Origin of the sequence: Mesorhizobium sp. M0306, from assembly GCF_040321655.1 — a bacterium.
In the GTDB taxonomy this organism is placed as follows: domain Bacteria; phylum Pseudomonadota; class Alphaproteobacteria; order Rhizobiales; family Rhizobiaceae; genus Mesorhizobium.
Genome location: NZ_JAMYRY010000018.1, coordinates 79,658 through 91,841, shown reverse-complemented (window position 1 = coordinate 91,841; position 12,184 = coordinate 79,658). Strand labels below are relative to the sequence as shown.

At 63.3% G+C, this 12,184-nt stretch carries 14 protein-coding genes; 11 read left to right on the top strand and 3 right to left on the bottom strand.

Features of this window, described 5'->3' with window-relative positions:
• Positions 1 to 53 precede the first annotated feature (53 nt).
• A complete protein-coding gene (locus NKI95_RS22440) occupies positions 54 to 476 on the top strand; it encodes a metallopeptidase family protein (protein WP_023680515.1) in 423 nt (140 codons plus the stop codon).
• 283 nt (positions 477 to 759) lie between these two features.
• On the opposite strand, the gene NKI95_RS22435 is transcribed toward NKI95_RS22440, so the two are convergent.
• Positions 760 to 966, bottom strand: coding sequence for a DUF1737 domain-containing protein (locus tag NKI95_RS22435; RefSeq protein WP_352719407.1), 207 nt, complete (start codon positions 964 to 966; stop codon positions 760 to 762).
• A gap of 27 nt (positions 967 to 993) precedes the next feature.
• A complete protein-coding gene (locus tag NKI95_RS22430; RefSeq protein ID WP_352719406.1) occupies positions 994 to 1,875 on the bottom strand; it encodes an HpcH/HpaI aldolase/citrate lyase family protein in 882 nt (293 codons plus the stop codon).
• Positions 1,876 to 2,153: 278 nt separating this feature from the next.
• Here NKI95_RS22430 and NKI95_RS22425 point away from each other — a divergent pair, with 278 nt between their 5' ends.
• The 5 genes from NKI95_RS22425 to NKI95_RS22405 all read left to right on the top strand — a co-directional run bounded on the left by NKI95_RS22425 (position 2,154) and on the right by NKI95_RS22405 (position 7,759).
• Positions 2,154 to 3,698, top strand: coding sequence for a DUF4153 domain-containing protein (locus NKI95_RS22425; protein WP_352719405.1), 1,545 nt, complete (start codon positions 2,154 to 2,156; stop codon positions 3,696 to 3,698).
• A gap of 4 nt (positions 3,699 to 3,702) precedes the next feature.
• Positions 3,703 to 4,395 carry a response regulator transcription factor gene (locus NKI95_RS22420; RefSeq protein WP_352719404.1) on the top strand — a complete coding sequence of 231 codons (693 nt, stop codon included), beginning with the start codon at positions 3,703 to 3,705 and terminating at the stop codon, positions 4,393 to 4,395.
• Positions 4,383 to 5,954, top strand: coding sequence for an ATP-binding protein (locus NKI95_RS22415; RefSeq protein WP_352719403.1), 1,572 nt, complete (start codon positions 4,383 to 4,385; stop codon positions 5,952 to 5,954). Before NKI95_RS22420 ends, NKI95_RS22415 begins: the two co-directional genes overlap by 13 nt.
• Before the next feature lie 29 nt (positions 5,955 to 5,983).
• Positions 5,984 to 7,150, top strand: coding sequence for an NAD(P)/FAD-dependent oxidoreductase (locus NKI95_RS22410; protein ID WP_352719402.1), 1,167 nt, complete (start codon positions 5,984 to 5,986; stop codon positions 7,148 to 7,150).
• A gap of 213 nt (positions 7,151 to 7,363) precedes the next feature.
• Positions 7,364 to 7,759, top strand: coding sequence for a hypothetical protein (locus NKI95_RS22405; protein WP_352466523.1), 396 nt, complete (start codon positions 7,364 to 7,366; stop codon positions 7,757 to 7,759).
• A 106-nt stretch (positions 7,760 to 7,865) separates the two neighbouring features.
• Here NKI95_RS22405 and NKI95_RS22400 read toward each other — a convergent pair whose 3' ends face one another.
• The gene (locus tag NKI95_RS22400) at positions 7,866 to 8,291 is read right to left on the bottom strand and encodes a GNAT family N-acetyltransferase (RefSeq protein WP_352466522.1); all 426 of its coding nucleotides are present in this window, start codon (positions 8,289 to 8,291) and stop codon (positions 7,866 to 7,868) included.
• A gap of 167 nt (positions 8,292 to 8,458) precedes the next feature.
• On the opposite strand from NKI95_RS22400, the gene leuD reads away from it, so the two are divergent.
• From leuD to leuB, 5 genes are all read left to right on the top strand, one after another.
• Entirely contained in the window at positions 8,459 to 9,064 is a 606-nt protein-coding gene (gene leuD, locus NKI95_RS22395) for a 3-isopropylmalate dehydratase small subunit (RefSeq protein WP_292663076.1), read from the top strand.
• Between the two features lie 55 nt (positions 9,065 to 9,119).
• Positions 9,120 to 10,031, top strand: a complete 912-nt coding sequence (locus NKI95_RS22390; protein WP_352719401.1) for an Ivy family c-type lysozyme inhibitor — start codon at positions 9,120 to 9,122, stop codon at positions 10,029 to 10,031.
• A 124-nt stretch (positions 10,032 to 10,155) separates the two neighbouring features.
• Complete coding sequence (locus NKI95_RS22385) at positions 10,156 to 10,539, top strand: RidA family protein (RefSeq protein WP_352719400.1); 384 nt, start codon at positions 10,156 to 10,158, stop codon at positions 10,537 to 10,539.
• Between the two features lie 51 nt (positions 10,540 to 10,590).
• Positions 10,591 to 10,941 (top strand): VOC family protein, encoded by a 351-nt coding sequence (locus NKI95_RS22380; protein WP_352719430.1) that lies wholly within the window; start codon positions 10,591 to 10,593, stop codon positions 10,939 to 10,941.
• A gap of 136 nt (positions 10,942 to 11,077) precedes the next feature.
• On the top strand, positions 11,078 to 12,181 hold the full coding sequence (leuB, locus tag NKI95_RS22375; protein ID WP_352719399.1) for a 3-isopropylmalate dehydrogenase: 1,104 nt from the start codon (positions 11,078 to 11,080) through the stop codon (positions 12,179 to 12,181).
• Positions 12,182 to 12,184 lie beyond the last annotated feature (3 nt).

Genomic DNA, 12,184 nt, shown 5'->3' with positions numbered 1-12,184 from the left:
CCATTTGCCGAGTCCGGCCCGAAAGCCTATATGCCGGGATCAAAGGACAAAGCATGGCTCGCATCTACCAAACACGCATCTGGCACGACCAGCTTTCGCCAACGATGGAGGAAATCGAGCTCCTGGCGCTGGAGGCCTATGCCCATCTGCCGGAGGACTTTCGCAAGCTGACCGGCGAGATCGTCATCCAGATCGCCGAATTCCCGACCGACGAGATCATGGACGACCTTTCGCTGGAAACGCCCTTCGACCTGCTCGGCCTGTTCGAGGGGCGCGGCATCGCCGAGCGCTGGAATCCGCAGACCGGCGAAGGCCCGAACCGCATCACGCTCTACCGCCGCGCCATCCTCGACTACTGGGCCGAGAACGAGGAAACGCTGGGCGACATCGTCACCCATGTGCTGATCCACGAGATCGGCCACCATTTCGGCCTGTCGGACGACGATATGGAGAAGATCGAAGAGGCAGCGGAGTGAGCGACCCCGCTCCTCGTCATCCTGGGGCGGAGCAAGGAGCGAAGCGACGCGGCGCAGACCCCAGGATCCATGCCGTAATAGTGGTGCAGTGCTCCGGCGGTGCAGAACCGAACGCTCATCCATCCCGTTCTGGGGCTATCCCGATCGGTGGTAGATCACACTAATCCTGATCCGCCGTGCCCTTCGGCAGAGGTAACGGCATGGATCCTAGGGTACTCCGCGACGTCGCTTCGCGACTGCTACGCCCTAGGATGACGAAGGACGAGCGCTTCAGCGAACCTCCCTACCAATCGCTGAGCTTGGTGTCGGGGCCGTATTCCTGGCCCTCGATGTCCTTCACCACGGCCTGGCCGCAGCGCATGGTCTTGGCTTTCTTGTCATAGGCATAGATCGGCGAGCCGAACAGATGCCAGCCCTTGTTGAGCGCCGCCGTCACCTTGTGGCAGAAGCTGGCGTCGTCCGGGCCGGACAAAAAGCGGTAGAGTTTCATTTTCAATCCTGTCGTCAGTTACGATAATCATGCGCGAACAGCGGCGGCCTTCGCCAGCAGTTTTTCGGCCTGCGCCAGATGCAGCCGCTCGACCATCTTGCCGTTCAGCGCAACTACCGCCTTGCCGGAATTTTCGGCGAGCGCGAAGGCTTCCTTGACTGTGCGCGCCTCGGCCAATGCTTCAGGCGTCGGCGCAAAGGCGCGGTTCGCGGCTTCGATCTGCGCCGGATGGATCAGCGACTTGCCGTCAAAACCCATCGCGGCCGCTTCCGTGCACTGGCGCGCAAAGCCGTCCATATCGCGAAAATCATTGAAGACGCCATCGAGCAGGTCGAGGCCGCCGGCACGCGCCGCGAGCACCATTTGCATCAGCCACGGCACAAGATAGCGCCGGTCGGGCGTGGCGAGAATGCCCGTGTCCTTGACCAGGTCGTTCGTTCCGGCAACGAAACAAACCAGTCGAGAGGCCGGGTCGCGGCCGAGCTCGGCGATCGGCCCGATGTTGAGCAGCGCCTTGGGCGTCTCGATCATCGCCCACAGCTTGACTTCGTCGGGGATAAAATTGTCGTCGAGTACGTCGCCGGCCTCGAGAATGTCGCGCGGCGTGTCGACCTTCGGCAGCAGGATGGCGTCGGGCGTGCATCTTGCCGCGGCCAGCAGATCGTCGGCGCCCCATTCGCTCGACAGCGCGTTGATGCGCACGACCATCTCGCAGCGGCGATCGGAACGACCGGCGAAAATCCCCGCCAGCTTTTCGCGCGCGGAAGGCTTGTCGGCCGGGGCGACGGCGTCCTCAAGATCGATGACGACGGCATCGCAGGCCAGCGACGGGATTTTGGCCAGTGCCTTGTCGTTCGAAGCCGGGACGTAAAGCACCGAGCGGCGCGGGCGGGAGGGTTCGGCAGTCATCTCCGATCTATGCCGCCTGCAACCGGCCGAGGCAAGCCGTGCATAAAAACTGCACGCAATTTCGGAAAATCTCCTCGTCTCCGCCCCGCTTGCCACCCGACAGAATGCGACAGGGGCGGCATGCAAGAGCAAACGAACTCCCGTTGGTCCCTGCCGTACCGGCTTCGCCGCGAAAGCTGGTGGCTCGTCGATCCGCCCCAGACTTCGGCAAACCTCCTCCCTTTCGTCCGCAAATCCCTGCCCACCGGCCGCATCAAAGCCGCCGAGAAAGCCCGATCATGACAGTATTCCTCTCGGCGGCGCCGAGCTATTGCAGCCGCTTCGGCGTTGCCGTCCTGCTCGTCGCGTTGGCTGATTTCTTCTTCTATGGCCAACCGGCCGGCATCACACTTTTCCTGTTCGGCGTTGCGATTGCCGCGGCGAGCATGGCTCTCCATCCTCTCGGCATCTTCAACGATGGCAGGTTCTGGTTCAAGCCGGTTGCGCTGATTATGGCGCTGCTGCCGCTTGTGGAAAATGTCAGCGCACTGTCCGTCTCGATCGCGCTGGCGGCGACGGCCATCTTCGCGCTTTCACTGGCCGGACGGTTGCGGTCCGGCCTTGCCCGCATTGCCGGCCAACTTTCGCTGTTCCTGCTAGCAACGCCATTTCGGCTGGTCCTGGATTTCTTCCGCTGCCGCAAGGCGGCGCGGCGGCTTGGCCGGCGGCGCGTGCGCCTTGCGGCGATCGCCGTCTGGGTCATGCCGCTGAGCCTCGGCGCGGTGTTCCTCGCCTTGTTCGGCGCCGCCAATCCGGTCATCGAATATTGGTTCTCGCTGATCGACCTGATGGCACTGCTCGACCTCATCCAGCTGCCACGTCTCGCCTTCTGGCTGTTCGTGCTTGCCGGCGTCTGGGCCCTTCTGCGGCCGCGCCTGCCGCGCTTTCTCCGCCGCCGCAGCGTGTCCCCAGCAAGCGCACCGGCGACGCCGGCCACCAGGACCACCATCGAGGACATCATCTTCGGCAAGGCCGCTATTCTCCGCGCGCTTGTCGTCTTCAACATCCTGTTCGCGGTGCAGAGCGCACTCGACGCCACCTATCTGTGGGGCGGTATCGCGCTTCCCGACGGGCTGACCTATGCCGCCTACGCGCATCGCGGCGCCTATCCGCTGATCGTCACGGCGCTATTGGCGGCCGGCTTCGTGCTGGCGGCGCTGAGGCCGGGAAGTGCGACCTCCGGCGATCCGCTCATCCGCCGGCTGGTTTATGTCTGGGTGGCGCAGAACGTGGTCCTGGTCATCTCGTCGATCCTGCGGCTCGATCTCTATGTCGGCATCTATGCGCTGACCTATTGGCGTGTCGCCGCCTTCGTCTGGATGGGGCTGGTGGCGGCGGGCCTTGTCCTGATCATAGCCCGCATTGCGCGCGAAAAGTCCAACGAATGGCTGCTTTCCGCCAATCTTCTGACGCTATCGGCGACGCTTTATGCCTGCTCGTTCATCAACTTTGCCGCGCTGATCGCCAACTACAATGTCGAGCATTCCCTCGAAATGACCGGCCAAGGCACCCAGCTCGACGTCTGGTACCTGCGCTCGCTCGGGCCCGGCGCCTTGCCGGCGCTCGATCGCTTCGTCCAGCACCAGAGCAGGACGGTTTCCGCGGAGGATGCCTCCACCCGCGAACTCGCCGGCTGGTACGCGCAGGACGAAGCACGCTTCCGCGCCGGCCAGGAAAACTGGCGCGGCTGGAGCTTTCGTGACTGGCGGCTCAACCGCGCCCTCGACAGGCGTGGCCCGTTCGTGGTTCCTCCGATGTCCGAACCCTTCATGCCGGGCCGCTGATTTGATGCCGCACCACATACTGGTCGCCGACGACGATCCGCACATTCGCGAAATCATCTGCTTCGCGCTCGAAAAGGCCGGCATGAAAACGCTGACGGTGCCGAACGGCGCGGCTGCCTTGCAGGCGATCGAACGCCGTGCTCCCGATCTTGTCGTGCTCGACATCGGCATGCCGGAAATGGACGGGCTGGAAGTGTGCCGGCGGCTGCGCCACACATCCGACGTGCCGGTGCTGTTCCTGTCCGCGCGGGATGAAGAGATCGACCGCATCCTCGGGCTGGAAATGGGCGGCGACGATTATGTCACCAAGCCGTTCAGCCCGCGCGAGCTGGTCGCCCGCGTCAACGTCATTCTGCGCCGCGCCCGGCCCACGCCGAAACCAGCCGACGACCGGCAATTCTCGCATGGCAGACTGTTGCTGGTTCCGGCAAGCCATACAGCCAGCTTCGACGGCAAGCCACTGGTTCTGACCTCGATCGAATTCGCGATCCTGCAAGGATTTCTGGCAAGGCCGCCGCATGTGCTTGGCCGCGACATGGTGATGGCCAATGCCTATGCGGCCAACATCCATGTCGCAGACCGCACCGTCGACAGCCATATCCGCAACATCCGCGCCAAACTGGCGGCGGTCGGCTGCCTTGATGCAATCGAGACCGTGCACGGCGTCGGCTTCCGGCTGGGTAAATGCGGCGCGTGACCGCGCAGAAATGGCGGCCACGGCTTGCCACGGTCGTCATTGCCATCCTGATCATGGTGATGGCACTGCCGCTGGCCGGCCTGTTCTTCTTCCGGCTCTACGAGAACCAGCTGATCCGCCAGACCGAGGCCGAGCTGATCGCACAAGGTGCCGCCCTTGCCGCGATCTACGCGCAAGAGGTCCGTGAGGCCGGCCTTGCCCCGGAAAAGCTCGGCACACCCATGCCTCCGCCCGATACCGGCGATCGGGCTTCTCGCTACCTGCCGATCGAACCGCGCCTCGATCTTGCGTCCGACAGGATCCTGCCGACCCGGCCCGCAGCCACCGCGGCCAGCGTCGATCCTGCCTTCGCGGCGATCGGCGCGCGGCTGTCGGGCATACTTGCCGAGACGCAGAAGACCACGCTAGCCGGCTTCCGGCTGCTCGATCCGAGAGGCGTGGTCATCGCCGGGCGTGAGGAAGCCGGCCTGTCGCTCGGCGCTGTCGAAGAAGTTCGCGCAGCACTTGCCGGCCGCTACGCCAGCGCGCTTAGGCTGCGGGTTCCCGACCAGCCGTCGCCGCCGCTCTATTCGGTCAGCCGCGGCACCAAGGTTCGCGTCTTTGTCGCCATGCCGGTTGCGGTCTCCGGCAAGGTCGCCGGCGTGGTCTATCTGTCGCGGACGCCGAACAACATCGTCAAGCATCTTTATGGCGAGCGCGGCAAGGTGGCGCTGGCGGCAATCGCCATGCTCGGCGGCACGCTGCTGATCGGGCTGGTCTTCCTGCGCACCGTCAGCCGGCCGATTTATGCGCTGATGGAACGCACGAAACGCATCGCCGCCGGCGACCGCGCGGCGATCAGGCCGCTCGATCACCACGGCACGCGCGAAATGGCGGCGCTCTCCGCCGCCTTCCTCGACATGGCCGAAAAGCTGCACGCACGCTCCGATGGCATCCAGACCTTTGCCACCCACGTCTCGCACGAGCTCAAATCGCCGCTGACGGCGATCCAGGGGGCCGCCGAACTGCTGCGCGATTCGGGCGGCGCGATGGATGAGGCCGAGCGGCGGCGGTTTTCGGACAATATCGTCACCGATGCCGGCCGGCTCAACCTGCTGGTGCGACGCCTGCTCGACCTGGCGCGCGCCGAAAATCTCGAGCCCAGCGGCGAAAACACGTCGCTTGGTGCGGCACTGGCGCTGCTGCCGGGCGACGACAGGCTGGCGGTACGCCTCGAGGCGGGCGCCGAGATCGGGCTGCGCATATCGGCTGAAAACGCCGCGATCGTGCTGGCCAACCTTATCGACAATTCGGCGCGACACGGCGCGACGCTGGTTTCGGTCACGACAGCAGGCGCGGACGGCAAGGCCACCATTGTGGTGGACGATGACGGCGCCGGCATTTCGCCCAGCAACCGAGGCCGTATCTTCGAGCCATTCTTCACCACGCGCCGCGATTCCGGTGGCACCGGCATGGGCCTGGGCATCGTGCTGGCCCTCCTGAAAGCGCATGATGGCACGATCCGGCTGGTTGACTCGGCGAGCGGCACGCGCTTCGAGATCATCCTGCCGGCGGCGTGACTCGCGGTTCAGATCGGAAGGGCGAAAAGGTGCATTACGACATCGTCATCATCGGCGGAGCCATCGTCGGCTCCTCGGTCGCCTATTATCTACGTGAGGAAGGATTTTCGGGCTCGATCGCGCTTGTCGAGCGCGACCCGCAATTTTCCCATGCGGCGACCACGCTGTCCTGCGCTTCGATCCGCCAGCAGTTCTCGATCCCGGAAAACATCCGGCTGTCGCAGTTCACGCTGAAACTGTTCCGGCGGTTGAAGGACGAGTTTGGCGCGGACGCCGATATCGGCTTTCGCGAAGGCGGCTATCTCATCCTTGCCGGCGAGAACGGGCTGCCGATCCTGCGGGCCAACCACGAGGCGCAGATGGCCGAGGGCGCCGACATCGTGCTCGAGGATGCCGAGGCGCTCGTCTGCCGCTTTCCGTGGCTGTCGGTCGAGGGCATTTCCGCCGGCGCCTATGGCCGCAGCGGCGAAGGCTGGTTCGACGCGCATGCGATGCTGATGCTGTTTCGCAAGGCACTGCGGACGAAGAACATCGACTTCATCACGGCGTCGGTGACGGGTATCGAGCGGCTGGGCGGCCGCGTCACTGGTGTAGTCCTCGACAATGGCGAGCGGCTCGAGGCCGGCACCGTCGTCAACGCCGCCGGGCCGAATGCCGGCAAGGTGGCAGCAATGGTCGGGCTGGCGCTGCCGGTGGAGCCGCGCAAGCGCAATGTCTTCGTCTTCGAGGCGCGCGAAAAATATGACGACATGCCGCTGCTGGTCGACCCGAGCGGCATCTATGTCCGGCCGGAGGGCTCGGTCTACATCACCGGCGGCGCCGAGCCGGAAGAGGGCGAAGGACCAGCCGATCCCGCCGACTTCGACCCCGACTGGCCGCTGTTCGAAGAGGTGATCTGGCCGGTGCTGGCGACCCGCATTCCGGCCTTCGAGGCGATCAAGCCGACGCGCGCCTGGGTCGGCCACTACGACTACAACACGCTCGACCAGAACGCGGTGATCGGCCCGCACCCGGAGGTCGGCAATTTCCTCTTCGCCAACGGTTTTTCCGGTCACGGCCTGCAGCAGGCGCCGGCGGTCGGCAAGGCGCTGGCCGAGTTTCTGGTGCATGGCGGCTATCGCACGGTGGATTGCTCCGCGTTCGGGTACAGCCGGGTCGCCGAAGGGCGGGCGTTTCGGGAATTGAACGTGATTTGAGGGAAGGCCGCGCAGAATAAGCCGCTCTGTCGAGTTCCCGCCCACCCCCCTCTGTCCGGCAGGACAGAGAGGGTGCTGTCCCGCCGACATCAAAAGTCCGCACCGCTAGCGGTCAAAACCTGACGCCTGGTACCCGAAACGGAATACCGCTGCCGGCCCATTTCGGACATCTAGGGCAGATACTTAAAGAGCCATGGAAAGCAGGAATTTGACATGATCTCCACTAGTTGGAAGGCCCTTTCAGTGTTGATGTTCGCAATTGTCCCATTCTCTGGATGCAGCAACGACCCTGAGTCACCGGAGAACAAACGTATATACTCTGTTCTCCAGTATCAGGAGTTTGAATTACGTCAGCAGAATAATCGTGCCAATTATTTTTTTGGCAAGCGAGTAATGGATACTGAAATCAATACTATCGCCTTCCCTCTCGCCGGTGAGGCGAATGGCTATGTAGTGTTTTATGCCACGCCCGAAGAGGGAGGGTTAATTTTGTCGGTTCCGCAGCAATATGACGATATCAGTCTGACGAAGCAGACGCTTGAAGCCATCGTTGATAAAGGCCTCATCTCAAAGCCGCTTGAAATTCACCTTGCGTCACGCGCGCACTGAGCGCTTTGCCAAAAAGCACATGGTAGCGTCCGCTTTCCACTCCGAACGGGCTTACGGCCCCGTTACCAAGCGTCAGATTTCGACCACTAGCTGGCAAGGCAACGCGTCAGCGCTTGCGGCCGAACCAGAACGCGTCGGACACGCGCTCCATGCCGATCCGTTCGTAGAAGCCGACCGCGTCGGGCATGGAGATCAGGCTGATGGCGACGGACGGCCCGAGTTGTCGCCGCGCTTCATCGAGAAGGCCCTTGCCGATGCCGAGCCCTTGCGCCGCTTTGCAAACGGCGAGCTCGGAAACGTAACAGACCCACGAGAAATCGGTGACACCGCGGGCAACGCCGACCAGCGGCTTGCCTTCTGTGTCGAGACGCGCGGTGAGCACCAAATTGGCCGCTGACAACATCGCCTTTAATCGGGTGTCGTCATCGACGGGGCGGTTGGCGCCGAGGCCGGATTCCACCAACACGCGGCGGAACTCGGCGGTGCCGAGGCCCGGTTCGCTGGCGTAGAGGACCTTGGATCGCGTTGTCATGTCGATAAAAGTGCACCATGGGCCGGTGATTTTGAAGCTGTTTTGTACCGATCTTGTGTTTCGATCGACGACGGAAGTCCAAAAACAGCCGCCTTTTATTTGCCCGCGGCTTTGTGTAAACCGGGCGCCAGCAATTCCCCGCAACGAGAAGAAGACGGGCAAGAACCATGGAAAAATTCACCAAGCTCACCGGCGTCGCCGCGCCGATGCCGATCGTCAATGTCGACACCGACATGATCATCCCCAAGGATTATCTCAAGACGATCAAGCGCACCGGGCTCGGCACCGGCTTGTTTGCCGAAATGCGCTACAAGGACGACGGTTCTGAAAATCCGGACTTCGTGCTCAACAAGCCGGCCTACCGCAAGGCGCAGATCCTGGTCGCCGGCGACAATTTCGGCTGCGGCTCGAGCCGGGAACATGCGCCGTGGGCGCTGCTCGATTTCGGCATCCGCTGCGTCATCTCGACCTCGTTCGCCGACATTTTCTACAACAACTGCTTCAAGAACGGCATCCTGCCGATCACCGTCAGCCCGGAAGACCTGGAGAAGCTGATGGACGATGCCTCGCGTGGTTCCAACGCGACGCTGTCGGTCGATCTCGAAGCCAAGGAAATCCGCGGGCCGGACGGCGGCGTGGTCAAGTTCGACCTCGACGAATTCAAGCGCCACTGCCTCTTGAACGGCCTCGACGATATCGGCCTGACCATGGAGAAGGCCGGCGCCATCGCTTCGTTCGAGAAGAAGAACGCCGAGCTGCGGCCCTGGGCATAGGCTCTAAAGCCGCGCCGACGGTCGGCCTCTACGCCAAGTGTCCGGGAGGGATGTGATGACACGCTTGCTTGTTGCCGCTGCCTGCGGACTGCCGCTGATGCTGCTGCCCCCGGCGAGCGTCTATGCCCAGACGCAGACGCCCGCCACGGAAGCGCCAGCGACAGATCAAGGCGCCAGCGACACAGCCGCCGCCGACGATGACAAGCAGGCGCCGATCCCGTTCGAGGGCGGCCAGCTGACCATCACCCAGGAGGAAGAGTACGGGGAACGGGTGCTCGCCTTCGACGGCAAGGAACTGGCGCGCAATTACGACGTCTTCTTCGACAAGATCGTCGAGGTCGGCGGCGTCAAGGTGGCGCTGGTCGATGTCGGCGACGGCGGCAATCAATGCGGCCCGGCCAAGGTGATCGTGTGGAAGCCGGAAGGCGGCGCGATCCAGACGACCACGGTCGAGCAGGACGAATGCGGCGCACCGCCGGCTGCGATCTCCGACAGCGCGATCTATTTCGTGCCCTATCTGCTGCCGGGCGATTCCAAGCCGGCGCTGCAATGGTCGCCGACGGACGGACTGACGACGTCCGGCAATCTGACCTACATGCCGGAGCCGGGCACCGACTGGAAAGACGTCGATCCGTCGAAATACGACAACATCATCGACGCCTTCCACAATGAAGCGGTCTACAAGGAAGCCGAGACGCTGCTCGGCAAGGACATGCCCGACATGGCGACCAGCCTGCTGGTCGGCGGCGGCACCGAGAAAACCGCGTCGGGCGCCTTTTTTGCCAGCGGCTGCGTGCCGCATGATTGCGGCGGCAATGACGGCTTCATGGCGGTCGACCCCGTCGACCACAAGCTCTATTTCGCCCGGCGCGGCGACAAGCCCGAGCCGGACGCGTGGCCGGCGGTGAATAGCTGGCCGGCCGAGATCAAGGAAGCGCTGGACAAGGCGCTGGGGTCGCCGAATTAGAAATCGTTCTGCCGCGATCCTTCCCGCCCCCCTCTGTCCTGCCGGACATCTCCCCCACCCGGGGGGAGATCGGCCGTCACCGCCGCTTTCGCCAGACCGCCTACGCTGCAAAAAAGGAGGACCCATGCGAAAACTGATCTCCACCGGCTCGCCCTTCGAGAAGACCGCCGGCTATTCGCGCGCCGTGGTGCAGGGCGACTGGTGTTTCGTGTCCGGAACGACCGGCTACGATTATGCGACCATGTCGATGCCGGAGACCGTCGAGGCACAAACGCGCAATTGCCTGGCGACGATCACCAAGGCGTTGCGAGATGGCGGCTTCGAAATGGCTGACGTGGTGCAGGCACATCACTATATCACCGATGCGGCTTTCGTGGACGTGGTGTTCCCGATCCTCGGCGAGGCATTTGGCGAGATCAGGCCGGCAGCAACGATGATCGTGTGCCAGCTCAACAAGCCGGAAATGAAGATCGAGATCGAGGTGACGGCGCTGCGGCGCACAGCCTGATGCCTGTCACGGTTGCGACAACGACACGGTTAGAACGAGGATCGGCCCATGGTGAAGGTCAGACGCATCGTTGCAAACATAGACACGCAGGACATCGCGGCGGCAAAACCCTTCTATCAGGATGTGCTCGGTCTCCATCTCAAGATGGATATGGGCTGGATCGCTACCTATGGCTCGCAAGAGACGATGTCCGTGCAGGTCAGTTTCATGGCCGAAGGGGGATCAGGAACGCCGGTGCCTGACCTGTCGATCGAGGTCGACGACGTCGATGCCGCGCTTGAAAGCATGAGGACGGCCGGCTTTGCCATCGAATACGGTCCGGCGGACGAACCCTGGGGCGTGCGGCGCTTCTTCGTACGCGACCCGTTCGGCAGGCTGGTCAATATCCTCTCGCATCTGTAGGCGTTTTGGCTTGAGCATCGGATTCTCCCAAAACCGGTTTCCACTTTTGGGTCCGATGCTCTGAACCGCAGGCTTGCGCGCCGGCCGCTTGGCGTTTAGCAAGGCCGCGGCTCACGACACAATCAGGACGGTTCTCATGGCTTCGAAAAATCTTCTCCTGCTTGCCGGCGACGGCATCGGCCCCGAGGCGATGGCCGAGGTGAAGAAGCTGATCGCCGCCATGAACGACAAGCTCGGCAGCGATTTCGTCACCGATGAGGGCCTTGTCGGCGGTTGCGCTTACGACGCACATGGCGCGGCGATTTCCGATGCCGACATGGCCAAGGCAATGGCGGCGGACGCGGTGCTGTTCGGCGCCGTCGGCGGACCGAAATGGGATGCGGTGCCTTACGAGGTGCGCCCGGAGGCGGGTCTGCTGCGGCTGCGCAAGGACATGGAACTGTTCGCCAATCTTCGACCCGCCATTTGCTATCCGGCGCTGGCGGCGTCCTCCTCGCTCAAGCAGGAGGTGGTCGAGGGGCTCGATATCCTCATCGTGCGCGAGCTCACCGGCGGCGTCTATTTCGGCGAGCCGAAGCAGATCATCGATCTCGGCAACGGCCAGAAGCGCGGCATCGACACCCAAGTCTACGATACGTTCGAGATCGAGCGCATTTCGGGTGTTGCCTTCGAATTGGCACGCACGCGCAAGAACCACGTCACCTCGATGGAAAAGCGCAATGTGATGAAATCAGGCGTGCTGTGGAACGAGGTCGTCACCCAGACGCACAAGGCCAGGTATGCCGACGTCAAGCTCGATCACATGTTGGCCGATGCCGGCGGCATGCAGTTGGTGCGCTGGCCGAAGCAGTTCGACGTCATCGTCACCGACAATCTGTTCGGCGACATGCTGTCCGACATCGCCGCCATGCTGACCGGCTCGATCGGCATGCTGCCGTCGGCCTCGCTCGGCGCGCCGGATGCGAAGACAAAAAAGCGCAAGGCGCTCTACGAGCCGGTGCACGGCTCGGCGCCCGACATCGCCGGCAAGGGCATCGCCAATCCGATCGCCATGATCGCCTCCTTCGCCATGTGCATGCGCTATTCCTTCGGCATGGTTGAACAGGCCGACCGGCTGGAAGGCGCGATCGCCGCCATTCTCGATCAGGGCTTGCGCACCAGGGATATTCATTCACCGGGGATGACCGAGGTCGGCACCGCTGAGATGGGCGACGCGATCATCGCCAAGTTCCTGGGCTGATCC

Excerpts from the sequence above, each read along its gene's own strand:
- NKI95_RS22415 (WP_352719403.1), top strand. The coding sequence starts at position 4,383 with ATGCGGCGCGTGACCGCGCAGAAATGGCGGCCACGGCTTGCCACGGTC.
- NKI95_RS22440 (WP_023680515.1), top strand. The coding sequence starts at position 54 with ATGGCTCGCATCTACCAAACACGCATCTGGCACGACCAGCTTTCGCCA.
- NKI95_RS22425 (WP_352719405.1), top strand. The coding sequence starts at position 2,154 with ATGACAGTATTCCTCTCGGCGGCGCCGAGCTATTGCAGCCGCTTCGGC.
- leuB (WP_352719399.1), top strand. The coding sequence starts at position 11,078 with ATGGCTTCGAAAAATCTTCTCCTGCTTGCCGGCGACGGCATCGGCCCC.
- NKI95_RS22405 (WP_352466523.1), top strand. The coding sequence starts at position 7,364 with ATGATCTCCACTAGTTGGAAGGCCCTTTCAGTGTTGATGTTCGCAATT.
- leuD (WP_292663076.1), top strand. The coding sequence starts at position 8,459 with ATGGAAAAATTCACCAAGCTCACCGGCGTCGCCGCGCCGATGCCGATC.
- NKI95_RS22420 (WP_352719404.1), top strand. The coding sequence starts at position 3,703 with ATGCCGCACCACATACTGGTCGCCGACGACGATCCGCACATTCGCGAA.
- NKI95_RS22430 (WP_352719406.1), bottom strand. The coding sequence starts at position 1,875 with ATGACTGCCGAACCCTCCCGCCCGCGCCGCTCGGTGCTTTACGTCCCG.
- NKI95_RS22390 (WP_352719401.1), top strand. The coding sequence starts at position 9,120 with ATGACACGCTTGCTTGTTGCCGCTGCCTGCGGACTGCCGCTGATGCTG.
- NKI95_RS22435 (WP_352719407.1), bottom strand. The coding sequence starts at position 966 with ATGAAACTCTACCGCTTTTTGTCCGGCCCGGACGACGCCAGCTTCTGC.
- NKI95_RS22385 (WP_352719400.1), top strand. The coding sequence starts at position 10,156 with ATGCGAAAACTGATCTCCACCGGCTCGCCCTTCGAGAAGACCGCCGGC.
- NKI95_RS22400 (WP_352466522.1), bottom strand. The coding sequence starts at position 8,291 with ATGACAACGCGATCCAAGGTCCTCTACGCCAGCGAACCGGGCCTCGGC.